Genomic DNA, 22,681 nt, shown 5'->3' with positions numbered 1-22,681 from the left:
TACATTGCTGACTTCCTCAAGCGCAGCCAGAACAAGGACAACCCATGCGCTACGAATTCAGCGAAGTCCTCAATGACCTGATCGACTACTTCCTGCTCGGCGACATCCAGCTGCTGGAAAGCTTCAAGGAACAGCACGACCTGCCCGACGACCTGGCCCGGGCCTTCACCAGCGGCGACAGTGGCGACCAGGCCGTGCGCGAAGGCGTGATCCTGCCCCTGGCCGGCATCGACAACCTGCCCTATCGCATCCTGTTCACCCTAGACGAAAGCACCCCGGCCCTTCTCGAGCCTGGCAGCCGCCTGAAGCATCGCCGCTCGGGGCATGTGCTGCGGGTCGAGAACCGCGCGCTGATGCTGTTCACCTGGCGTGTCCTGCAGCACTTCACCAACAAGACCTTGGGCGACCTGCTGGCGCGCTACCAGGAGCCGGGGCGGCCCATCATCGAGCTGGACAACGGCTGGTATGACGTCGAAGTGCTGGCCGGGGCGCTGGTGCGCGACGGGCTGTACGAGCCGGCATTCGAGTTCGTGCTCAACAAGACCCACAGCCGCGAAGCCGGGGTGGAGGTCGATACGGGTTATCGCTATAGCCTGCGAGGCTATTTCGACTGAACGCGACTGTTCGAGGCAGGCGCGGTCGCTCAGATTCCTCACGCTGGCGCCGATCGGTGCATGGCTCGAAGTCGGCGCGTGTCCTGTGGGAGCGGCTTCAGCCGCGAACACCGGCGCAGCCGGTGCCAGGCTCCGCGCAGGCTGCTTCTCGGCGGTTCGGCGCCCTGAAAAACCCGCTCCCACATTCGGGCAGATGCGTCCACGCTCAGGCGTGGTTGATATCCCGGTCCTTGGTCTCCGGCAGGAAGAAGATCCCCAGCACCGCCGTCATCACCGCGATCACGATCGGGTACCACAGCCCGTAGTAGATATCGCCGGTCGCCGCCACCATGGCGAATGCCACCGTCGGCAGGAAGCCACCGAACCAGCCGTTGCCGATGTGGTACGGCAGCGACATCGAGGTGTAGCGGATGCGCGCCGGGAACAGCTCCACCAGCCAGGCGGCGATCGGCCCGTAGACCATGGTCACGTAGATCACCAGGATGGTCAGCAACAGCAACACCATGGGGTAGTGGATCTTCGCCGGGTCGGCCTTCTCCGGATACCCCGCCTCTTTCAGCGCGCCGCCCAGGGTGGCGGTGAAGGCGTCGTTCTGCGCCTTGAAGGCCGCGGCCGCCAGGCTGCTGCCGTCAAAGCTCGGCAACAGCCGTTCGCCGATCCGCACCTGGGCCACCGTGCCGGGCTCGGCGGCCTGGTTCTCGTAGGGAATCGCACGCTTGGCCAGCAGGCTCTTGGCAATGTCGCACGAGCTGGTGAAGCGCGCCTTGCCCACCGGGTCGAACTGGAACGCACACTGCGCCGGATCGGCGATCACCACCACCGGGTTCTGCTCCTGGGCGACGAACACATCCGGGTTGCCGTACTCGGTCAAGCCCTTGAAGATCGGGAAGTAGGTCAGCGCGGCGATGATGCAGCCGGCCATGATGATCGGTTTGCGGCCGATGCGGTCGGACAGGCTGCCGAACAGGATGAAGAACGGCGTGCCGATCAACAGCGAACCGGCGATCAGCAGGTTGGCGGTCTGCGGGTCGATCTTGAGCGTCTGCAGCAGGAAGAACAGCGCGTAGAACTGTCCGGTGTACCACACCACCGCCTGGCCGGCGGTGCCACCGAGCAGCGACATGATCACCACCTTGAGGTTGTCCCAGCGGGCGAACGACTCGGTCAGCGGCGCCTTCGACGCCTTGCCTTCGGCCTTCATCTTCATGAACACCGGCGACTCGTTCAATTGCAGACGGATATACACCGAGATCGCCAGCAGCAGGATCGACAGCAGGAACGGCAGGCGCCAGCCCCAGTCCTCGAACGCCTCGGTGCCCATGGCGGTGCGGCAGGCGAGGATCACCAGCAGCGACAGGAACAGGCCAAGGGTGGCGGTGGTCTGGATCCAGGCGGTGAAGAAGCCACGCCGTCCCTTCGGCGCATGCTCGGCGACATAGGTGGCCGCCCCACCGTACTCGCCGCCCAGCGCCAGGCCCTGCAACAAGCGCAAGGTGATGAGGATGATCGGCGCCGCCACGCCGATGGCCGCGTAACCGGGCAGGATGCCCACCACCGCGGTGGACAGGCCCATGATCACGATGGTGATGAGGAAGGTGTACTTGCGCCCGATCATGTCGCCCAGGCGGCCGAACACGATGGCGCCGAACGGCCGCACGGCAAAGCCCGCGGCGAAGGCCAGCAGGGCGAAGATGAAGGCTGTGGTTTCATTGACCCCGGCGAAGAAGTGCTTGGCGATGATCGCCGCCAGCGAGCCGTAGAGATAGAAGTCGTACCATTCGAACACCGTGCCCAGGGACGAGGCGAAGATGACCTTGCGCTCCTCCCGGGTGATACCGCGTTGGGGCGCGCTACTGCCCGAGGATGCGCTGTCGAGGACCGCCATGGGTCGCCTCCGTCTGGTTGTCAGAGGGCCGGAGTATCCCTATCAGTCGCGAACGCACGCACCCAGGCCCCTGGGCTTTACGGTTGCGCGAAGCACGGCGAGGCACCGCCTCGGATCGCTGCAAGGTCATTTGAAGCATAATCGGCTTTGCACGGTTATCCACTCACGCCCGAGACGAGCCTATCCATGACCGAACGACCCGACACCACCTGGCTGGGCGAGCTCTGGCTGGCCGAGGATCACGGCCTGCTGCTCGGCACGCCGGGGCGTACCCGCGAACACGCCCATTACGCCCACCAGGTGCTGATCGCCCGGGAGGGTGAACTGTGCGTGGAGATCGAAGGCTGCCGCCAGCAAGGCCCGTTGCTGGCGATCGCATCGCTGCAGGCGCATGCGGTAATCAGCCATGAAACGCCCTGCATCACGCTGTTCGCCGAACCGCTGGCGTTCTCCCTGGAGACCCTGGCCTCGCTGTGCCGCTTGGCCGCAGGAAACGCCGAGCACCTGGCCGGGCTGCTGCGCGACTGCCCTCGGCGCGTGCTCGATCCAAGGCTGGCCAAGGCGCTGGCGCGCATCCGGGCGATGGACGAACAGACCTTGCCCGCCGCAGCCCTGGCCCGTGAAGCCAGCCTCTCGCTCAGCCAGCTGGAGCGCCTGTTCAGTGGCAGCCTGGGGTTGTCGGTACGCCGGCTGGTGCTGTGGCAACGCCTGCGCCTGGCCCTGCAACGGGCATTGACCGGCGACTCGCTGACCGAGGCGGCGATGGCCGCCGGCTTCGCCGACTCGGCGCACCTGTCGCGTAGCCTGCGCCAGCAGTTCGGCATCCGCGCCAGCGACGCCCTGCGCCACCTACGTTCACGCCCCTTCGCCTAGCGCTTCGCGCAGCGCGGGCGGCAACACGGCCGGCGCCTGCGCGGCCCCGTTGTCGCGAAACGGTTCGCGCAACTGGGCGAGGTAGCCTTGCGGATAGTCCGGACGATCGCCGATGCCCATGTCGTCGTCGGCCAACGCATAGCCGGGCAGGTACAGCGCGGTGCCGAGCAGACGGTCCCACAGGGGGAAGAACAAGGCGAAATTGACATCGCCCGTGGTGCCGTACTTCAGGTGATGCAGGCGATGGACCGGCGCCCAGGCGAAGACATGGCGCAGCCAGCCGATGCGCATGTCGACATTGCTGTGCTGCAGCAGCAGCTGGATCGAGATGCTGAAAGCCAGCAGCGCGGCGACATCCTGCGGCAAACCCAGCAGCACCAGCGGCACGACCCCGCCCAGGGCCTCGGCGAGCTGGTGCAGCGGGTGTTTCATCAGACCGTTGAATCCATACAGCCGGGTCACGCTGTGATGCACCGCGTGCAGCCGCCAGAGCAGCGTGCTGCGGTGACTGGCATAGTGCACCAGGGTCACGCCCAGGTCGGCCAGCGGCAAGGCCAGCAACAGTTGCCACAGTATCGGCCAGTGACTGGGCCAAAGCCCGACGCTGGGCAACCCGCCAACGAGCAGAGGGATGGCGGCGATGCTGACGATGTTCAGGGTTTCATTGACCAGGGCGTGCAGGCAGTCGCGCCCACCCTCCCCGCCTGCTTCGCCCCAGGCGCCCTTGTAGGGGTACAAGGCCTCGCAGCAGAACGACAGCAGGATGGCCACCCCGAGCAGCGGCAGCAGCCAGATGACGCTGGCGCCAAGGTGCACCAGCCACAAGGCCGTGGCGATGAAACCGAAGAAGAAACAGGGGGCGTAGAGGATGCGCATGACCGGCTCCGTTGCTGAGGGAGCGCTCAGTTTCGCGGCCCTTGCGGCAAGCCGGCTTGAACAAACGGCGCAAGTTGCTGGCGCGGCCCATCGATGGCGAGCTCATGCACCGGGGCTGGGCTCGAGCAGCCTCAGGTTGGCCAGATCGAGCAGGCTGAAGACACCACGGCTCCAGCCCCCGGTATCCAGGTGCCAGACATTGCCCAGCACCTTCACCTCGAGCACCGGGGTATGGCCGACCAGCAGGGCGCGCAGGCCGTCCACGGGCTGCTCGCTTCCCTCCTTCAGTCGCCGTCGCGACCATTGGCACACCTCGCGCACGGCTGGATCGTCGTGCCTCTCCAGGCTGTGGCGCAGCTGCCGCCAATCGTCGAACGGGCTATCGGCATGCAACACCCCCACCAAACCTGCGGGCGTCTCGACCTGCAAGGCAATCGGCATTTGCAGGAATGCCTCGACGAAGACCACCTGCTCATGTGCAGGCCGATCGAGGAACCAGCCACCGCCCGCCGCGCGATACATCTCCAGGTCGACGCGTCCGCCACGCAGGTGGCTGATCGCCAGGGCTTCGTGGTTCCCCTGCACGGCATGGAACCAGGGCTGTGCCAGCCACTCCAGGGCCTGCTCGCTATCTGGCCCGCGGTCGACCAGGTCGCCGACGCTGAACAGCCGGTCCACCTCCGGGTCGAAGGCCACCCGGTCCAGGCAATCACGCAAACGCCGGAAGTGTCCGTGAATATCGCCCACGGCCAGGTCGCGCCCATGCGCGTTGGCAGTCACACAGCGAAACGCACTCATTGCATCGCTCCTGCTTCTATTGCTACAGCGGCGTAAAATGGGCAGGCAAGCCGTCCGCACCCGGAGGTGCATCATGCGTACCACCCTGGCCTGTACCCTGCTGATGGCGCTGGCATTCGACAGCATGGCACAGGGCGCCCCGACCTCACAGGTCGAGGTGCGCTTCGACCACCCGGAACGATTCCGCGATGCCAGCCTCGACAACCGTGGCTATGAGCAAGGCGCCGATGCGCAAGTACTGAAGGCCCTCACCGAGCACCTGCAGCGTCTCGGCCAACGCTACTTGCGGCCCGACCAGCAACTGGTGATCGACATCCGCGACATCGACCTGGCCGGACGCTTCGAGCCGTGGCACAGCCGTGCCTACGATGTTCGCTATCTGCGTGACATCACCTGGCCCAGCATCGACCTCAGCTACACCCTGAGCCAGCCCGACCAGCCGGCACGCCAGGTTCGGGAGCGCGTCAGCGACAAGATGTACCTCAGCCGCCCCGGTCGCCAGGGCAGCAGCGACCGGCTGTATGCGGAAAAAGCCATGCTCGGCGACTGGTTCCGCCAGCGCTTCGCCCCTGAGGGAGCGGGTTCACCGACGAAGCAGGCATCTCGATAGCGGGCCCGGCGCGATACCTGGCTGCGTCCATGAAACATGCGCCGCGCGGCTGGTACGGGCGAGCAAGCCGATAGTATCCTCGGCGCTCACACTCACGCCAAGGAACGGGCGGCATGAAATACCTGTTGGTGACGCTGGCCAGCTATGCAAGCAGCTACTACCTGCTGGGTCTGTTGATTCGCGGCCGCCTGGCCGATATCGCCGAAGGCCTGCGCCATCGCCCGGATGCCCCGCCGCCGGGCCAGTACCTGCGGGAGGTGGAGGAACATGCCCGGCGCGCGCGCCTACATTACAGCTTCTTCGCCGGCAGCCTGCTGGCGCTGGTACTGGTCGGTCTGCTCGCCTGGCTTGGCTGAGGCGTTGCTCAGAACGCCAGCGCCAGGCTCTGGCGCCCTTCCAGGGCAAGCAGGAACTGCTTGGCCGGCAGCCCTCCGGCAAAACCGGTGAGGCTGCCCGAGGCGCCGATTACCCGGTGGCAAGGCGCAATGATCGAGATCGGGTTGCGCCCATTGGCGGCGCCTACCGCCCGCACCGCGTCGGGGTTGCCGATCTGCCGGGCGATATCGCTGTAGCTGCGGGTTTCGCCGAAAGGGATGGTCAGCAGCGCCGCCCAGACCTGACGCTGGAACGCGGTGCCGGCGAAGTCCAGATCCAGCTCGAAGCGCCGCCGCTGCCCGGCGAAGTACTCGCCCAGCTGGCGCGCGGTGTCACGCAGCACGCCGTGGTGGTCGTCGCGATACAGCTCGCCGAGGCGCACCCGGTTTTCCCGCTCGTGCTCCCACAGCACGGCGGCCAGCCGCTCGCCACGCGCCACCAGGGTCAGCGTGCCGACAGGCGATTGCATCAAGGTGAAGGCGCAGGACATGGCAGGCTCCGGTAGGTCGAAGGGCGCTCCACTTTACGTACCCTACCGCCACCGCGCATCCGTTTTCTTGCCATCCTTCTGAGAAGGCATCCCGAAGTGCCCATGGTTTGCTCAGCCTCCGTTATAAAGAAAGAGCATGCTGATACTTGTTACCTTTCAAGATGATCGATGTGCGGGACGATTCGTGTAAGAGCCAACGCCAGAGCAGAGCACTCCAGCGCTCAACCTTGGCCTCGGTACCCTTTCAGAGGCCACACAAACCAAGCGCTGTAAGTGAAGACTCGCTGGGCTAGCGGAAAAATCGGGGCAATAATAACTCCCGCACTGCATGTACCCTCTTTATCTTTTCCCAGTCCGCGGCAAGCCCGCATGTTTACCTGCTCCGCATCGCGAGCACCTCGCCAAGCTTGCGCCCGGCTCAGATCACCACCACGCCACAATCAATGGCTTACATTACACTGAATTGATATTTCTACAGCATACTGGCATTTGCATGAATGGTATCTATGCTCAGCACTGCGGGGGCGAAATCTGTGCACACAGGCTGCCCCGACACTTATAGAGTCCTGCTGAGACGCACATTCACCACAAGACTGGTAAGCCCATGAAAAAACGGCTGCTTGCGCTAGCTTTGAGCACGTTGATAATCAATTTTGCGCGGGCTGAATCAAGCGATTGCAGCTCCGTGCTAAAGTTGCAAGAGTATCGCAACAGCAGCGACTACAGCCTAAACATGGCATACCTTCACCTGGTGGACGAAAGCAACTACGAAAGTGCCAAAAAAAGCGCCAGCGCATCCTATGCAGACTTATTCTCAGGATCTTGGGACGAGTTCAAGACAAAGCGCTCGCAACGATTCGAGAAACTCGACTACAACGTAGACATAAATGACTCAAGAGAAGTATACAGAGCAAGCCTTAGCCCAGAACAAATTTCCGGATGGCTGAGCTGCATGCGACAAAGCGCACAGCCTATTATTTGGTATGGGCACACAGATAAACTAGGAGCAGATTTAGAAATTGAGTGGCAACCCACCGAAGACCTAGGGCCACTTAAGGACCTTGAATTCTCTTCACGTTCTGGAGTCGCCCAGAACCTACCTAAGCAGATAAAGGGAAAGTACGGATTTCATATTAGTCGCAGCGTAGCCGGAAACGCAATTTCAGGGTCAGTAAACAGTTTCACCCGGAGTTACTTTTGGGAGCAAAAACAGCTAAGGTCGGTACGTATTTTTGTACCACCGATTAAAGAGTCCGCACCAAGCACGCCGCCAGAAAAAATTAGCGTCTCAATGGACAACAAAATAATTTCATCGTGGGCGTACTGGGCAGGCAAGCACTATCCGGAAAATACAAGCCTTTACCGAACCGAATTCTCCTGTTTCACTGGAGAAAAAGGCATGGATATGGTCAGGGTCACGCCAGACAAAATAATACATCTCCCTAGGAGAACGAAAGGATACTGTGTACCCAACCCCTCTAACTATTGCGACGCCGGCGACGAATCATGCACCGACATCGCAATTTCGACAGGGTGCTTAATAAATAAAACCTGGCATGATTGGTATAACAAAAAAATGGCAGCATCCGGCCTTGACTACTCTGCCAGCCAAGTCTGCGACAAGGGCAATTAAACAACACCCTAGCACCGGGCAGCGCAACTAAAAATTTCAGAAACGGTTACGCGCGAGCAAGACACACTAGAGACACAAAAACCTTTCTCACTCCAAAACACTTAGAAGACGCCGACACATGGCAACAATCACTATAAAAGAACCCCCAAATTGCTCACCCTCTGAAATCATTGATTTCATCGAGCTTGTAAAGCAAAGTGGCGAAGTAGCCATTACTGGCCTGCATCAACGGGTAACAAGCGCAAACAAGCTAGCTTTTATGCATGCCGGCGAGAAACTAATCTCCGTGGCGGCATTGAAGAACCCGACCAAGACATATCGCTCAAAAATATCCGCAGCTTCAAAATTTTTACTCCCACAACCCATCTACCCCTATGAGCTTGGTTGGGTTTTTGTCACGCCATCGTCTCGAGGTAAAGGCTATGCTTTCTCTATCGCGAAAGCTGTAATATCTGCAGCCAATATGAGTGGAGTATTCGCCACCTCCCGGCTAGAAAACCAGCCCATGCATCACATTTTAAAAAAACTTGGGTTCGCGCCTTCTGGAACAATCTATCAGTCTGATCGTGGCGAACATTCGATCATCTTGTTTACAACGGCATCCGGGCAGGACTCTCAAGCCATACTGTCTTGATGAAGTGCCACCTCTCAATTGAAGAACACCATACCCTCGTAAGGCTGCGCCCTGCACGCGGCAAGCCTGGAGCGCAGATCGCCGACATGCGCTTCGAGCTGATGGCCGTCCGGGTCGAGGAAGTACAGCGACTCGCCTTCGCTACTGTCCTGTTTCCACAACCGGACCCCTTGCGCTCGCAATGATCGGGCGAATGGGGCGAAGTTCGCTGGCGCGATGGAGAACGCATAGTGCGTGTAGTCACGCTCGGCCGTGCAAACCTGGTCGAGCGACAGGCACAGCCAGAGGTCACCCAGGCTCAGGTAGGCGCCCCGGGCCCAGCTCGCGGCAAGCTTGAAGCCAAGCGTGCGCTGATAGAATTCGATGCTGCGGGGCAGCTCGGATACAGCCAGGGTCAGATGATTGAAGCCCGTCAGCATGCGTCACATCCCTTGGCGCGCAAACGCCTACTGTAGCGACGGATGAAGCGCTTGCCCACTGCGGGGCGAACGAATCCGCCCCACAGCGATGCCGAGAAGCTCGATCAGGCCCGTGCACACACCTGCGCCGCATCGAGCAGGCGGCCTTTGTCGTACCAGGCGTCGCGCTGATAGGCCGAGAAACGCTGCTGGCCATCGGCCCCATGGACCTTGACCAGTCCGTCCGCCTTGTTCGGGTCGGTGCTGGCGACGAACAGTTCCAAGGCGCCCTGATTCTGCACCACGTAGGTGATGGTGGACGCGGGAAGCTCGGCTTTCACGCAGTCCAGGTAGTCGGGAGGACTCTTGGCGGTCATGCCGAACGTGTTGTCATGACCCGCGCGGATATCAGGGTCGTGTGCGCAACCGGCCAGCAGCAGGCTGGCGGCCAATGCCATCGTCAAGCGCTTCATACAGGCTCCAATCGCCCCAACCAGGAAACCCTGGACAGTGCCGGATACATACTGCCCTTTTTAATAGTCAGCTTACGGTTGCAAGGTTAGCTCCATGCGGCCAGTCCGTCATGATCGTTCGGCATTGACCAGGCTCAGGAAGGTCTTGCGATGCGATAAAGCACATGAGGTCGCAAGGGATTACCCAGTGGGACCGTTGCATCGGCAAAGTCCTCGGCAGGGTCCGAGCGCATGCCGAGCTTCTCCATCAGTGCCCGTGAAGGTTGGTTGATGGCGGAGGTATAGCCGATGACTTCGGGCAGCATGAGCGTCGACCAGGCGTACTGCAGGCAAGCACTCGCCGCTTCGAATGCATAGCCCTGCCGCCAGTGCTCACGCGCCAGGATCCAGCCGATCTCGACATGCGGGCCGCCGGGTATCTCGTCCCCCGCCTGGGACAGCCCGACGCCGCCAACGAGCTGGCCGTCGGCCTTGCGTTCGACGGCCACGAAGCCGAAACCATGCGCCTGCAAATGCTCCTCGCATTCGGCGATCATCGCCGCGGTCTCATCCGCCGCGAGGATTGCAGGGTAGTAGTAGCGCCGGACGTCAGGGTCGGCGTTGGCGATGGCGAAGGGAGCTACATCCTGTGCTTGCCAGGGGCGCAGCCTCAGGCGTGGTGTCTCGATCAGCATGATTATCCTGTACGAGCGGATCGGTATCGGGAGCGAGAATCTACCACAGGCGGGTGAACGAACATGGCCCTGGCTCGCCGCCATGGCGCAATGCTGTTCACCTAAGTAGTTGGGGCCGCTTTGCGCCCCTTCGCGGGTCACCCGGCTCCCGCAGCGCGGAGTTCACGCTGTACCTGTGGGAGCGGGTTTACCCGCGAAGGGCTGCAAGGCAGCCCCAATAAACGCCAGATCATCTCAAGTGAACATCATCACGCCGCCGCGCCAGGCATTCTGCCGCCAAGGCCGCGTCAGAAGTCGCCGCGCAACGAGAACATGTAGCTGCGCGGCATGCCATAGGTGGTGCCCCGCGTCCAGTAGCCGGTGGAGTCGAAGTACTTGCGGTCGAGCAGGTTCTCGATGTCCACGCCCACCGTCCAGTGCTCGTCGAGCTTGTAGGCGGCGCGCGCGTCGAAGATCGCCCGACCGCTGTTGCTCACCCCGTTGTAGGTGTCGACATAGGCGTTCTGGGCCGAGACGCCACCACCGATGCTCAGGCGGTTCCACTCACCGGGCAAGGTGTAGTTGGTGTTGAGGCGCAGCATGTGTTTCGGCGTTTGCGCGGAGATCGGCCCACCTTCGGCCGAGCGGGTGGTGTTGAAGGTATAGCCGGCCGCCACCTGCAGGCCCGGCAGCAGTTCGCCACTGGCCTCGGCCTCGAAGCCCTTGCTGCGGCTGATGCCGTCGCCATTGAGCCAGCAGCGGCCGGCCGGGTCCGACGGGCACTCGCCGGTATTGGCGACATCGCGCACGGCAACATCCTCCTGCTCGATGTAGAACACCGCGAAGGACAGGTTCAGACGCTTGTCGAACAGCTCACCCTTGATGCCGGTCTCGTAGTTCGACCCCACCGACGGGTCCAGCATGCGGCCACCGACGGTACGGTAATTGGCCTGGGGCATGAAGATGTCGGCGTAGCTGGCGTACCACGTCCACTGATCGTTCAGGTCGTAGAGGGTGCCGACGAAAGGCGTGAACTCATGTTTCTGCTCGTTGACCGACAGCCGCGTGCCATCCCACACCTCGGTCTTGAACCAGCTCAGGCGTCCGCCGAGCACCAGGCTCAGGTCCGAGGTCAGGTGCAGACGGCTGCTGAGGTAAGTGCCGTAGCGAGTGTCGGTGGTGTCTTCCTTGGCATCCCAGCCATGGCGGTCAGGCTCTGGAAACAGATGATGATTGGGATCGAACACATCCAGCGGGATCGGATCGGCCAGCTTGGCCGTGGCGTCCTTGTCGTTCATCTTGCGCCGCGACCAGTTGGCGCCCAGCGTCACCTGGTGGCTCAGGCCGAAGACCTCGAATTCGCCGTCCAGGTGACCGTCGACGGCATTGGAGGTGACATCGAACTTGTGAAAGTTGGTGCCGCTGATCATCGGCCCCGTCGGGCTGCCATATTCCAGCGTATCCTCCGCGCCCCATTCGATGACCGTGCGGTTGAACGCGCTCTCGCTGTGGGACAGCGCCAGCTTGGCGCTCCAGTTGTCGTTGAAGCGGTGGCTGAGGTCGGCGAACACTTCGTCGGTGCGGGTCTGCAGCTTGGCCCAGTCCTGGCCGAGGAACGTCGAGCGTTTCAGGTGCGGATTGCTGCCATCGGGGTTGTTCGGCAGGCCCAGCACGCTGTAACCGTCGATACGCGAGGTCTGGCGGCGCAGGCCCAGGCCGACGGTGGTGGCATCGCTCAGGTCGGCTTCGACGACCCCGTACAGCAAGGGCCGCTTGGACTTGGTGACATCGATGAACGAACCACGGTCCTCATAGGAAGCCACCATGCGACCACGCAGCGTGCCCTCGGGGTTGAGCCGCCCACTGGCGTCCACGTCGAGTCGGTAGTAGTCCCAGGAACCGGCTCGCGTGGTGATCGAAAGACGCGGATCCACGGTCGGGCGCTTGCGCACCAGGTTCACCGCGCCGCCAGGGTTGCCCGCCCCCACCAGCAGTCCAGAGGCGCCGCGCAACACTTCGACGCGGTCGAACATCGCCATGTCCGGGATCATCCAGCCGGTGTAGGCGTATGCCTGCCCAGGCACGCCATCGACCATGTAGCTTTCATCGGTGAGGTCGAATCCCCGCGAGCTGAAATGGTGGTTGCCATAGCCACGGTTGGCGCGGGTGATGCCAGGGGTCTGGGCCATCACCTGGTCCAGGGACACGAGGTTCTTGTCGTCCATCAGCTTGCGGGTGACCACGGTCACCGACTGGGGGGTGCGACGCAGCGACTGGGGGGTCTTGCCGATGGTCACGGCCCCCGTGGTGTAGGAGCCGCTACCCTCCGTGGTTTCCCCCAGCCCGGTGCTGTTGATGCTGGTCGCCCCCAGCTCCAGCGCGCCCTTGGCATCGACGGCCGGCGCCACGGTGACCGTCCGGCCCCCGGTCACGATCAGTTGCAGGCCGCTACCGGCCAGCGCCTGCTGCAAGGCTTGCAGGGCGCTCATCTGGCCTTGGATCGCCGGCGCTTGCTTGCCGGCGACCAGCGCCGGGCTCAGCGACAGCACCAGCCCGCCCTGACGGGCGATGACGTTGAGTGTTTGCGCCAGGCTGGCAGCCGGCAGATCGAAGCGCTGCAGCTGTTGCTGGGCAGCGCCTTCGGCCCGAACGAAGGCCGTGGGCGCGGTGGCCAGGGCGATGGCGAGGGCGAGTGGCCAGGGTTTCAGCACGTGGATTCTCCTGAAGTTTTTGCTGTTGTCAGGAGAAAGGTGTGACGAGCAAGAAAAACCTGACACGAATGAGAAAAATTTCCACTCGCAAGTAGTACGCGCTCGCACTTATCGCGCGTCGATCAGTGTCAACCACGACCCATAGCGTTCGACGCGAATGGGCATGGTCTCCGCCAACGCGGCCAGGGTGCGCTCGCTGTCATCCAGGGGGAACACGCCCTGCACACGCAGGTCACGCACCTTCGGGCTGACGCGAATGAAGCCATCACGATAGGGGCGCAAGGCCTCGATCACCGCCGCCAAGGGCTCGTCCAGCACGCTGAGCCTGCCATCGACCCAGTCGGCCCGATAACCCTGCCCTGCAGAGAGCAGCTCGATGCGCCGGGCACGGAGCATGGCAGCCTGGCCCTCGGTCAGGTCCAGCTGCGTACCACCGGGCAGCGAGGCGCGCACGGCGTGCTCCAGTACCACCACCCGGGTGGCGCTCTCCAGTTGCTCGACCGAAAAACGCGTACCCAGGGCGCGCGCGTCGCCCTGGGCACTGCGTACGATGAACGGGCGCGCCGGGTCCGCGGCCACTTGCACCACGAGGGCGCCCCGATAGAGCCTCAGCAGCCGCCGCTCGCGATTGAAGTCGAGGTCGACCGCGCTGCCGGCGTTGAGCATCAACCGGCTGCCATCGGCCAATGACACACTGCGTCGCTCACCCGTTCCCGTGCGCAGATCGGCCATCATCGTCCGCCCGGTATCGCTGCGCGCGGCGAGCCACAAACCGCCGCCGAACAGACCGAGCCCGGCCAGCCCGCGCACCAGGTCACGGCGTCCAAGCTCCGGCTGCAGCAGGGTATTGCGCAGCGCATCCGGTGCCCCGCGCACCACGTCGTAATGACGGCCCAGGCCGCGCTGCAGCTGCTCCCAGGCCGCGGCGTTGGCGGCATCGCACCTCAGCCATTGCTGGAACAGAGCCTGTTGTCGGGCATCGTCGTACCCCGAGCGCAGGCGCACCATCCAGGCGATGGCCTGCTCGGCGACCGGGTCCAGCGCTCCCCGGCTCATGGCGCCCCCGCGCTCAGGTAGCACTGGCGCAGGGCCTGGGTCATGTAGCGGGCGATCGTGCGTTCGGACAGATCCAGGCGCCGGCCGATCTCCACGTATGTCAGGCCATCGAGCTGACACATCAGGAAGGCCTTCTTCACCACCAGCGGCAGGCCGGACAGACTGGCGTCGATGGCATGCAGGGCCTCCAGAAGCAGGTGCGTCTGCTCCGGCGAAGGCGCCAGTTCCTCGGGCAGCAGCATCAGCCGCTCGAGGTAAGCCTGCTCGAGGCGTCGACGGCGGTGACGGTCGAAGATCAAGCGACGGGCGATGGTGGAGAGATAAGCGCGAGGCTGCTCGATGGTCGCCGGGTCGACCCGTGCGGCGAGCAGCTGGCAGAAGGTCTCGGCCGCGGTGTCTTCAGCGTCCGGACGGTTGCGCAGTTGCCGCTGCACATGCTGCAGCAGCCAGCGATGGTGGTCGCTGAAGAAGAAACCGAGCTTGCTGGTGTCGGATGCGGGCACGGAGAAACCTGACTCAAATGAGAATGGGTCGCATGTTATAGACAGAAAAGGACCTTTCGCAATGCTCGCTGTTCGATCTGGCGCAAGAGAACGACGCTGCGGTGCCCGCGCTCGTTTTGACTAGCCTGGGCAAATCCAACATGATGCGGTCGCATGATGGCACTTCAACCACCGCATAGGATACTGCTCGATGATTTTCGAAAGCCCAGTGAAGGGTAGAACGCCCTGGTTCATGGCGAATGTTGATCACGGACGGCGCCTCGAGACTTTGGAGCCGGACGTCAGGACCCATGTAAAAAATCTTCTGGAAGACGGCTTCACCGTTATCAGAAACTCATTCAGCCGCGAAGAATGCGCTGAGCTGATCGAGAAGTTCAAGGATTTCGCGCGCAAGAACAGCGATAAGTTCTCGAAGTATCTGGATGCTGACGGCCACTACCCTCGCATTGCGAACCTGCATGCTGCCTTCACTGACCTGTTGAAACTCTTCGAGCAGAACACGATTGCCTACAAAGTGCAGCAGGCAATGTTCGATGCCACGCCCAGCCTCTACACCTCGTTGTTCTACGAGCGTGGCTCGGCACAGGATATTCATCGCGACACGCCATACTTCTCCACGAAACCGGAGATGTATTACCTGGGCGTCTGGGTTGCCCTGGAGGATGCCAACGAGCAAAACGGTGCACTCAATGTCATGCGCGGCGGACACAAGATCCCCGAGCCAGACCGCACAGCCATTGCCCTGGCCAACTACCCCAGCCTGGCCGAGGTTCCAAGCAGCTCGGCGGAGCTATGGAGCGACTTCCAGGCCGAAGTCCAACGCCTCTGCGCGCAGGCCGGCATCGAGAAGGAACAGGTCTGTGTCAACGCCGGGGACACCGTGATCTGGCACCCGCAATTGCCCCATGGCGGTGGCGCCATCCAGGACTTCAGCAAGACACGGTTCAGCTTCGTGATGCATACCACCCCGCTGGGAGTACCGGTCTACCATCACGACAAGTTCTTTAACCCGCAGGCCCCCGCAGACCTGGACTCCGGTCGCCCCTACAAGCAGTTCGGCAACAGCCGTTATCTCCAGCACAACGACGTGGATTTCGCGCATGTCGAACTGTTCCCGATAGAGTCGTTCGCACGCTGAGCAACGCCGGGTAATAGCAGCAGTCGGCACCGACGGTGTCGGCTGCGATGGGCGCGCGCAAGCGAGCCCAACTCGCCGTCAACTGAGTGAAACCACCTTCCAGCGGTAATAGGAATAGAGGCGAATCCGACAGGCGTCGGTCTTCTTGTTCTTTTACTTGACGTACAGGCGAAACGTGGGCCCGGCAGGGGCATGCCGGGTATTCACCTGACTTCGGTTGGAGGGGTCGAATTCATGTAATCCGTTCTGCAGGTGAGCCTGGCCAATGCCAGAAACTGGCGAAGCGCCTCATGCTTTTCTTCCTGAGTGGCACCGACCGGGTAAGCCTTGGCTTTTTCGGTGAACAGTACCTTGTAATCTTCCCTGAGCTGGCTCGGCTGTACCCCGACATCCTCGGCCAGCGGCTCATCGAACTGCCTCGACGCCATGATATCGATCGCATCCATTGCGACCAGCTCGCAGTGACGGATCTCCTCGGGTTTGAACATGGGCACGCCATTGACCGTGTACCAGGCTGAAGCAGTCTGACTGGCGAAAAGACAAACCAAGACCAGTGATGCCGACACAACTCTCAACATAATAGCCTTCCGCCATCATCAAGCGGCGAGCGTACCACCTGGCTGAGCGGCCATCCAGTGTGGAGGCCAGAGGTCTTCGCTATCCCTGTGCTGCGCGCCTACTGGATTCTCGTCAGCCTGAGACTTCCATCCGATGGCAACAGGATGCGATAGGCCTCATGGGCGCCAGGCTTGAGTTCCGAGTTCTGGGACGTGGCAATGTTGGGGCACATCCCTGCCCCTGTCTCCAGACGGAAGAAATAAGACCCAGGTACCAGATGGATGCGAATACCTTCGCCAGACCTGATTGCAAACGCCTTGCGGTTGTTCACGTAAACCACATGACTGCATCCGGATCCGTAGAAACCCTCGTCGCGCAGGAACGTGACCATGGCCTCGTCTTTTGCAACGGGCTTCATCAGTGCCTGATCGTAGATGCGATCCGGCGGAATCTGCTTCGCATGATCTTCTGAAACAGGCGTTGTCGAACAACCCGCGAGCATCATCAATACCGCCGGCCCAATCAGTGTACGCATGCCACCCTCCTTGTTGAGGCGGGCAATCTAGCATAGCCAGGTGCTGGGCGGTGCTGGATGCAAAAAACCCAGCACGCGGCTGGGCTTGGCGCAACGCCAGATCATGAGGCAGGCATGACGAAACTAGACAGCCAAAGAAAAATTTCAGGCGACAGCCGCCTTCCTGATAACAAAAACCTCAAGATATTCGCCATCCAACCCTAGCGAGCGATCTCGAGTCATGTAGGTTGTCGCAGAAAACCCAGACCAATTACTAATTAGCTCCTCAAAATCATCACCATAATCCCAAGTAACTAATGCACGCCCATCACCTACAGGATTGCCATGGTACTCGGGCTCCAGCATATGCTCGACACTCCCGGCAACCATCCTGGCTCTAGGACGACTCAAGGTTATATGCTTATGCTTAGGCGCAGTAAAAATATGTGCCCCTCCGGGTCGCAAAACTCTCATGACCTCCTGCAATGCCAAGTCAGGATTAAATACATGCTCAAATACATCCTGCGTTATAAACAGATCAAATGAGCCATCCTCAAAAGTCAATGACTCGAGATTCTCGCAGCGAACCCCAGCCACCAAGCCACCCAAGCTGATGCCTTCTAAATACTGAGAGGATGAGTACCCCTGGCAATTCCTTGAGATAAATGAATTTGATGGCGAGGACTCATGAATGTTCATCCCATCCCATCCTGAAAAATAAGTATCCAATACGTATTGGATATGGCGCTGCCTTGGAATAGAAAAACAATTAGCGCAAAAATATTGGTCGCGTAACCAATCACCCTGAATTTCAAAACGGGTCTCCTGCCTGCAACAGTGGCAGTACCCCCGATTCTTCCCCGATTCTACAGCAGCGTGCAGCAAGCTAAGTTCTTGACTGGCCGAATGTAGCTCACTACGTAGGCGATCCCGCTCTGCCAATACGCCAGACAGGACGGGCATATGCATTGCGATCTTCTTTAAGACCTGTGAATACACCACGAAAACTCCTTTTTCATAGCCAGACCCGGTTCACTCGAACGAATGTCACAAATCAGCGCCCAACCCCACCAGGATTTTTCTCCCCTAGTAGGCATGCACAGGCACCCTCTTCCCGTACATCTACTTGCAAGGAGAGCAAAAAGCTTAATCCAAGAGTGCCGGGAAACCTAAAGCCGAGCGCAATCCAACCTTAGCTTGTCTATAGCTCCTAGCCAGTATTTTTCACCACATCCTGCTGGCTTACACCGTAGAGACCGACGACCCCAAGGAATCTACGATCCAGTTCGCCCCATCGAACGCCGCAGCCAGGCGCCAGGGCGCGGACGAGATCGGCGCTGACTTCGGCGCCGTTTCCTGCCGCCGCGCGCAGTGGGCCGACCAGCGCTGCATCCCGGCAGAAGCCTACAACGACGCCAGAGGGTGGTTCGACTGCAACCACTGCGCCACCAAGTGCGACAGCGATGCCACACGACAGGATGAAGAGACTGGGGACTATATCCCGCTGGATCTAGTATTCGATGGGCGCGTCGTCTACTACTCAGCGGAGTGCAAGGCAGGCCACGAGCGTCAGGTGGCGGCGCGGAACGCCAGGTTAGAAGAATTCAAGAAGCGGGTGGTCGCTGCTCAACCGGGCGTCACTTTCACCAAATTCACCGGCGGCTACCCGTACTGCGGCTACAGCGCGAGACTCACCTTCCCCGACGCCCAGTGCGGCGGCTCGGTCAGCGAAGCCGAAGATGGCCAGGGGCGGAAATGGTACGTGGCTCAGGGCGACAAAGCCGCATGGGACTACTTCCTCGCCGGAAACCTACCGCCTGACCAGCCGGCGCTACTCACCAGTGCCACATCTGTAGCGCTACTTGGCAGAAAGATCTTCCGCAGTAGCTTCTGCAGTGATCGTTGGGTCCGCCATCGCTTTCAGGCGCAGCCGAGAATCCCGGAATCGGCAGTAGAGCATGCTAACTATCAACACTATTCCCCAGAAAAGTGGCGTCCATGACAGCCACTCATCGATGTACCAGCGTCCATAGGTGGTACCAAAAAGGCTTGTCCCGATGATCACGAACTTGTACCAACGCGGGAGAGCGTCCCAAAACTGCTGTCCCTTTTCACGCTGAGTCACTTCCACTCTCCTTGTTTGGTAGGCAGCGGAGCATGCCGCCCGCCCAACGATTCACACACTGCGCTGGCCGCCAGCAACTCATCGCTTGTCGTGAAGCTCAGCCGGCCAAGCGCTGAAGAACATGTACACACCTGGCCCACCTATCCAAGCCCAGTTGCTGCTTGGCCACACCATCGTCACAGATACCCAGGCGACGATCAGCGTGATCCCAGTGCGCCGGCGGCGACTCGGCGTAAGCCACTCCTGCAAAGCCTTATGCCTCTCCCGCAACCCCATTACCACTCTCCTTGTTGGGTAAGCGGCGAAGCATATCACCACGAATCACTTCACGGCGCTGTCCGCCAGCGCCTTCCCCTATTCAACGATAACGCCGACCCGGCGAGGTGCTCATGACAACAGCAATCTACCTGTTCGCCGGCCTCGGTGGATGGAGCACCAGCGCGCGCGCCGCTGGCCTGAAGCGGTGAAGTGGCACGCAGCCAACCACAAAGACACCGCACACGTGTGCCAGGACCTGCGCCAGGCCAACTGGGCTAAGGTTCCGCGCACCGACATCGGCATCGTCTCCCCCTGCTGCCCAGGACACGCCGACGCTCGCGGCAAGAGCGGCAACCCTGAGCATGACGCGTCGCGCTCGACAGCCTGGGCCGTGCCATCTGCCGCTGGGGTGCTGAAACAGGATGTCTGGGTGGCCGAGAACGTCCCCGAGTTCGTTAGGTGGGTGCTCTACCCCAGCTGGGTAACGGAAGGTATGGCCTATCCATGGTTCACCTTGAGCTTGAAATGATGGCTTGATGCCGGTATTAAGTGCGTCCTTTCAAATGTAGGGATACTCATTCCATGTTCCGCGTTCAAAGCGTTTCTATCTTGGCGTTCGCGCTTGCCACAGTAACTCTGGCCGGATGTGTAGCGGCGCCTACATGGATCAACAGAGGGCCAACAGATCTGGTCACCGGCTCAGGCCTGATCTCTTGCTATACGGACGCAAACATCATTGATGGCGAAAGGATGGAAGGCACTATCTGTGCTACACCCGAGTCCGGCTTCTTCGGCGGCGGTGAGCCAGAGATCTACTTTGGCCCATGGAATAGAAAATTCATGAAAGAGCCTGCAAGCACAACGACTGCTGGTATTACTCGCGACTACCGAGGCAAGAAGGTGTTTCTGCAGTGCAACCCTGTACTTGCCACAGATGAAAAAACCGAGGTTGGGCGCGACTGTAAGGTAACGATCAATGGCCAGTTAATCGTCAGCGCGAACGTGATTTTCAAAAAGTAGGCTACCTACCTGCCGCACTCACCTGCGGCACACCTACCCCGCCTGCACTCCCATGCAGAACGTTCTGATCTTCCCGCCGGTGCTTGTATCACGCCTGGCCGCCATCTCGACAGCCTTCTCGGCGGACGCGCCCATATCCATCGCAGCGAAGGCGTAAGGCGTGCCGCTGCCAATTGCATACGGGGCGATCGAGCAAGATCGGAGACCTCCACAGGCCGGCGGCGTCATCGACGGCGACCATCATCAGGCTCTCGCCATCAAGGACGATCGCCGTCGCATCGATGTTGCCATCCGGTTTTGCACCGAAGTACACGTCGACCAAACGCTGGTAGTCCGGAACAGCACCGCAACAGAAGAATTTCACACCGCCCTGCTCGAGGCACTTGTCGTAGTCGTCGTAGGTGATCACGTCACCGCGGGTGATCTGCGAGTCGTAGGCGATCACGCCGTCCTTGTAGGCGATGGTGGTCATGTATGCTTGCCCTTTTCAGGAGGTGGTTTCATGCGGCGTTCGCTGTTGAAGAAGACAACTGCAATCCACATCGAGATTGACGGCGACACTTGGTACGAACTGGAATCAACCAATGCTGAGATCTGCAACAAGGGCGGCGAAGTAACCTTGCACCTAGACCTCAGTAAAAACTTCAGAGTCAAAAACAAACAATCTCATAAGTACACTGATGCGCTCGAACTGGCAGAACGTATATCCATGGTCACTCACCTTCAAATGGATGCGCATGGCCCCGTCATGGATGGATTGGTTCGAGAGATGATCACAGTCCGTAACGCCGGCATCACCCCACGAGTGACCACCTGCATCTCACTGGGTAAGTTCGGCAGCCATTCATTCGGCGTAACGCCAGGCAACGATGAGACGAACCTAGATCTTTCAGTAATCAAAGGCTCCTACGCTGCGGCTATGGAGATACTCGATTGAGAGCCTCGTCCGCCTTATCTGCGGCCTTCGTGGCAGTGGTCGCGGCGCTCTCGGCCTTACTGGTCAACTCATCCAGGCGCTTGTCGCGCTCGGCCATGGCGGCATCGTAGGCGGCCCGGATCTCGGCTACCTGGCTGGCCTGGGTCGTGGCCATCGACCAGAAGGCCGACTGCCAACCCAGGACCGCCCCGCCGGTGACCAGCAGTGCAGCGATAATCCAGACCTCTGCCCGGCGCCACCAGCGGCGGGCGATGAATTCAAGTGCGCATCTGTCCATCAGGAAGCACCTCCCAGCTTTCCGCGCAGGCGGGCGATCTCATCGCTCTGCGCTGCTACGCGCTCAGTTAGCTGGCCGACCTGACTGGTTAGGGCTTCAATCTTGCCCTCCAGACGCCCTACAGTGGCCACGAGATCGTTTTGCTCCTTGGCGAATTGGTCTGCGCGGGCCTCAGCTTCTTTCCGGGCCTCACGCTCGATATCAAGTAATTCGTTCAGGCGTCGGACGACGCCGATATCGGCGGTGTCCATCGCCCTGTCAGTGGCATCCCTGGATAGCCACTTGCGCAGCCAGAGAAAGCCGCCCAGCAGCACGGTGCCCGTTCCGCCCAGCCAGGTGGCTGTGCCTGGGCCGAGGTCGGTCGGGTCCATCGATTACTCCAGTTCCAGCCCTTCAGGCCATATTTTGGCAAAAAAAAACCCACTCAAGGCGGGCTTCCTAGGTTCTGTATGAAAACCTTTGAAACCTCACCGGAGCCTCTGGAAGCCTGATTTTCCGTAGAGTTCTCGCTTTTTAGGCAAAGGATTCTGCCATGTCTAAGCGATACGAACTTTCCGATGCAGAATGGGAAATAGTCGTGGACCTCTTCACCGTACATCGACGTACAGGACGCCCAAGAGTTGACGATCGCTTGATGCTCAACGGCGTGTTGTGGGTGCTGTGCTCCGGTGCAACCTGGCGGGACATGCCTGAACGATTCGGGCCTTGGTCGACGGTCTATCAACGATTTCGAGACTGGCGAAACCAAGGAACCTTCAACAAGATGCTGAAGCGGTTACACCTCAAACTCAATGCACAGTGCCAGATTGACTTGACCACCTGGTGCATCGACTCAACCGCCGTGAGGGCCACCCGAGCCTCTGCCGGAGCAGGCAAAAAAGGGGGTTGAAGAACCAAAGGACCACGCACTTGGGCGAAGCCGGGGCGGGTTGACGACGAAGATTCACATGGTCAGTGACACCCGTGGCATCCCACTCCACTTCACGCTCTCAGGTGGTAACGCCAGCGACATCTCCCATGCTCAGCGACTGCTGGACGGTGTCCACATCCCCTCGAATCGAGGTAGGCCACGCAAGCGCTGCCGCTGGCTCCTGGCCGACAAAGGCTATGACGCAGAAGCCTTGCGGCAATACTGCGACCGCTATCGGATGCAGCCGGTGATTCCGCTGCGTGACATGAAGCGCAAGCCGAAGCCGGGCTTACCGCGCCTGTTTGACAAGCCCAAGTATCGGCTACGGAACGCTATCGAACGGCTATTTGGTTGGTTAAAGG

General features: G+C 60.8%; 27 protein-coding genes and 1 pseudogene. 12 read left to right on the top strand and 16 right to left on the bottom strand.

Translation table 11 applies throughout. The features are described from left to right. Positions 1-44: 44 nt before the first annotated feature. Positions 45-614 (top strand): hypothetical protein, encoded by a 570-nt coding sequence (locus N5D48_RS16390; RefSeq protein ID WP_279886136.1) that lies wholly within the window; start codon positions 45-47, stop codon positions 612-614. A 205-nt stretch (positions 615-819) separates the two neighbouring features. Here the strand turns inward: N5D48_RS16390 and N5D48_RS16385 are convergent, their stop codons facing one another. Next, positions 820-2,499, bottom strand: a complete 1,680-nt coding sequence (locus N5D48_RS16385; RefSeq protein ID WP_279886134.1) for an MFS transporter — start codon at positions 2,497-2,499, stop codon at positions 820-822. Positions 2,500-2,685: 186 nt separating this feature from the next. Between N5D48_RS16385 and N5D48_RS16380 the strand changes: the two genes are divergently transcribed. Continuing rightward, the gene (locus N5D48_RS16380; protein ID WP_279886132.1) at positions 2,686-3,372 is read left to right on the top strand and encodes a helix-turn-helix domain-containing protein; all 687 of its coding nucleotides are present in this window, start codon (positions 2,686-2,688) and stop codon (positions 3,370-3,372) included. Here N5D48_RS16380 and N5D48_RS16375 read toward each other — a convergent pair. Both N5D48_RS16375 and N5D48_RS16370 read right to left on the bottom strand, forming a co-directional pair. Then, on the bottom strand, positions 3,355-4,248 hold the full coding sequence (locus N5D48_RS16375; protein ID WP_279886130.1) for a sterol desaturase family protein: 894 nt from the start codon (positions 4,246-4,248) through the stop codon (positions 3,355-3,357). The genes N5D48_RS16380 and N5D48_RS16375 overlap by 18 nt on opposite strands. A 102-nt stretch (positions 4,249-4,350) precedes the next feature. Next, a complete protein-coding gene (locus N5D48_RS16370; protein WP_279886129.1) occupies positions 4,351-5,046 on the bottom strand; it encodes a metallophosphoesterase in 696 nt (231 codons plus the stop codon). A gap of 73 nt (positions 5,047-5,119) precedes the next feature. Here N5D48_RS16370 and N5D48_RS16365 point away from each other — a divergent pair, with 73 nt between their 5' ends. Next, positions 5,120-5,656, top strand: coding sequence for a DUF3016 domain-containing protein (locus N5D48_RS16365; protein WP_279886128.1), 537 nt, complete (start codon positions 5,120-5,122; stop codon positions 5,654-5,656). Positions 5,657-5,769: 113 nt separating this feature from the next. Next, entirely contained in the window at positions 5,770-6,012 is a 243-nt protein-coding gene (locus N5D48_RS16360) for a hypothetical protein (protein ID WP_279886127.1), read from the top strand. 8 nt (positions 6,013-6,020) lie between these two features. Here the strand turns inward: N5D48_RS16360 and N5D48_RS16355 are convergent, their stop codons facing one another. Beyond that, complete coding sequence (locus N5D48_RS16355) at positions 6,021-6,521, bottom strand: methylated-DNA--[protein]-cysteine S-methyltransferase (protein WP_279886124.1); 501 nt, start codon at positions 6,519-6,521, stop codon at positions 6,021-6,023. A 604-nt stretch (positions 6,522-7,125) separates the two neighbouring features. Between N5D48_RS16355 and N5D48_RS16350 the strand changes: the two genes are divergently transcribed. Beyond that, positions 7,126-8,154 (top strand): hypothetical protein, encoded by a 1,029-nt coding sequence (locus N5D48_RS16350; protein WP_279886122.1) that lies wholly within the window; start codon positions 7,126-7,128, stop codon positions 8,152-8,154. Positions 8,155-8,272: 118 nt separating this feature from the next. After that, positions 8,273-8,788 (top strand): GNAT family N-acetyltransferase, encoded by a 516-nt coding sequence (locus N5D48_RS16345; protein WP_279886120.1) that lies wholly within the window; start codon positions 8,273-8,275, stop codon positions 8,786-8,788. A gap of 14 nt (positions 8,789-8,802) precedes the next feature. Here N5D48_RS16345 and fos read toward each other — a convergent pair whose 3' ends face one another. The 6 genes from fos to N5D48_RS16315 form a co-directional block, all read right to left on the bottom strand. After that, positions 8,803-9,207, bottom strand: coding sequence for a fosfomycin resistance glutathione transferase (gene fos / locus N5D48_RS16340; protein ID WP_279886118.1), 405 nt, complete (start codon positions 9,205-9,207; stop codon positions 8,803-8,805). 104 nt (positions 9,208-9,311) lie between these two features. Next, on the bottom strand, positions 9,312-9,659 hold the full coding sequence (locus tag N5D48_RS16335; protein WP_279886115.1) for a hypothetical protein: 348 nt from the start codon (positions 9,657-9,659) through the stop codon (positions 9,312-9,314). 134 nt (positions 9,660-9,793) lie between these two features. Further along, positions 9,794-10,333 (bottom strand): GNAT family N-acetyltransferase, encoded by a 540-nt coding sequence (locus N5D48_RS16330; protein ID WP_279886113.1) that lies wholly within the window; start codon positions 10,331-10,333, stop codon positions 9,794-9,796. A gap of 287 nt (positions 10,334-10,620) precedes the next feature. After that, entirely contained in the window at positions 10,621-13,023 is a 2,403-nt protein-coding gene (locus N5D48_RS16325) for a TonB-dependent siderophore receptor (protein WP_279886110.1), read from the bottom strand. A 108-nt stretch (positions 13,024-13,131) separates the two neighbouring features. After that, positions 13,132-14,079: a FecR domain-containing protein gene (locus tag N5D48_RS16320; RefSeq protein WP_279886107.1), complete on the bottom strand. Its 948-nt coding sequence runs from the start codon at positions 14,077-14,079 to the stop codon at positions 13,132-13,134. After that, on the bottom strand, positions 14,076-14,582 hold the full coding sequence (locus N5D48_RS16315) for a sigma-70 family RNA polymerase sigma factor (protein WP_279886106.1): 507 nt from the start codon (positions 14,580-14,582) through the stop codon (positions 14,076-14,078). Before N5D48_RS16315 ends, N5D48_RS16320 begins: the two co-directional genes overlap by 4 nt. A 190-nt stretch (positions 14,583-14,772) precedes the next feature. On the opposite strand from N5D48_RS16315, the gene N5D48_RS16310 reads away from it, so the two are divergent. Then, complete coding sequence (locus N5D48_RS16310) at positions 14,773-15,720, top strand: phytanoyl-CoA dioxygenase family protein (RefSeq protein ID WP_279886104.1); 948 nt, start codon at positions 14,773-14,775, stop codon at positions 15,718-15,720. Between the two features lie 203 nt (positions 15,721-15,923). Here the strand turns inward: N5D48_RS16310 and N5D48_RS16305 are convergent, their stop codons facing one another. The 3 genes from N5D48_RS16305 to N5D48_RS16295 all read right to left on the bottom strand — a co-directional run bounded on the left by N5D48_RS16305 (position 15,924) and on the right by N5D48_RS16295 (position 17,761). Further along, a complete protein-coding gene (locus tag N5D48_RS16305) occupies positions 15,924-16,208 on the bottom strand; it encodes a hypothetical protein (RefSeq protein ID WP_279886102.1) in 285 nt (94 codons plus the stop codon). 188 nt (positions 16,209-16,396) lie between these two features. Continuing rightward, entirely contained in the window at positions 16,397-16,813 is a 417-nt protein-coding gene (locus tag N5D48_RS16300) for a hypothetical protein (protein ID WP_279886099.1), read from the bottom strand. Positions 16,814-16,957: 144 nt separating this feature from the next. Further along, positions 16,958-17,761 carry a class I SAM-dependent methyltransferase gene (locus N5D48_RS16295; RefSeq protein WP_279886097.1) on the bottom strand — a complete coding sequence of 268 codons (804 nt, stop codon included), beginning with the start codon at positions 17,759-17,761 and terminating at the stop codon, positions 16,958-16,960. A 604-nt stretch (positions 17,762-18,365) separates the two neighbouring features. Between N5D48_RS16295 and N5D48_RS16290 the strand changes: the two genes are divergently transcribed. From N5D48_RS16290 to N5D48_RS16280, 3 genes are all read left to right on the top strand, one after another. After that, a complete protein-coding gene (locus N5D48_RS16290) occupies positions 18,366-18,794 on the top strand; it encodes a hypothetical protein (RefSeq protein ID WP_279886095.1) in 429 nt (142 codons plus the stop codon). A 550-nt stretch (positions 18,795-19,344) separates the two neighbouring features. Continuing rightward, a complete protein-coding gene (locus N5D48_RS16285; protein WP_347881632.1) occupies positions 19,345-19,704 on the top strand; it encodes a hypothetical protein in 360 nt (119 codons plus the stop codon). A 53-nt stretch (positions 19,705-19,757) separates the two neighbouring features. Next, positions 19,758-20,195: a hypothetical protein gene (locus tag N5D48_RS16280; protein WP_279886092.1), complete on the top strand. Its 438-nt coding sequence runs from the start codon at positions 19,758-19,760 to the stop codon at positions 20,193-20,195. 88 nt (positions 20,196-20,283) lie between these two features. On the opposite strand, the gene N5D48_RS16275 is transcribed toward N5D48_RS16280, so the two are convergent. After that, positions 20,284-20,667, bottom strand: coding sequence for a proteasome subunit beta (locus N5D48_RS16275; RefSeq protein WP_347881631.1), 384 nt, complete (start codon positions 20,665-20,667; stop codon positions 20,284-20,286). A gap of 30 nt (positions 20,668-20,697) precedes the next feature. Here N5D48_RS16275 and N5D48_RS16270 point away from each other — a divergent pair, with 30 nt between their 5' ends. After that, positions 20,698-21,132 (top strand): hypothetical protein, encoded by a 435-nt coding sequence (locus N5D48_RS16270; RefSeq protein ID WP_279886089.1) that lies wholly within the window; start codon positions 20,698-20,700, stop codon positions 21,130-21,132. On the opposite strand, the gene N5D48_RS16265 is transcribed toward N5D48_RS16270, so the two are convergent. Then, positions 21,113-21,409 (bottom strand): hypothetical protein, encoded by a 297-nt coding sequence (locus N5D48_RS16265; protein ID WP_279886086.1) that lies wholly within the window; start codon positions 21,407-21,409, stop codon positions 21,113-21,115. The two genes, N5D48_RS16270 and N5D48_RS16265, sit on opposite strands and share 20 nt — an antisense overlap. Continuing rightward, positions 21,409-21,780 carry a chemotaxis protein gene (locus tag N5D48_RS16260; protein ID WP_279886083.1) on the bottom strand — a complete coding sequence of 124 codons (372 nt, stop codon included), beginning with the start codon at positions 21,778-21,780 and terminating at the stop codon, positions 21,409-21,411. The genes N5D48_RS16265 and N5D48_RS16260 overlap by 1 nt, the downstream gene beginning before the upstream one ends. A 161-nt stretch (positions 21,781-21,941) precedes the next feature. Between N5D48_RS16260 and N5D48_RS16255 the strand changes: the two are divergent. Beyond that, a pseudogene (locus N5D48_RS16255) lies at positions 21,942-22,681 on the top strand (IS5 family transposase); the annotation flags it as partial.

It is taken from the genome of Pseudomonas sp. GD03858 (assembly GCF_029840925.1).
Lineage (GTDB): Bacteria > Pseudomonadota > Gammaproteobacteria > Pseudomonadales > Pseudomonadaceae > Aquipseudomonas.
Note: the sequence above shows the minus strand (reverse complement) of the source record. Positions and strands in the feature narration are given on the sequence as shown.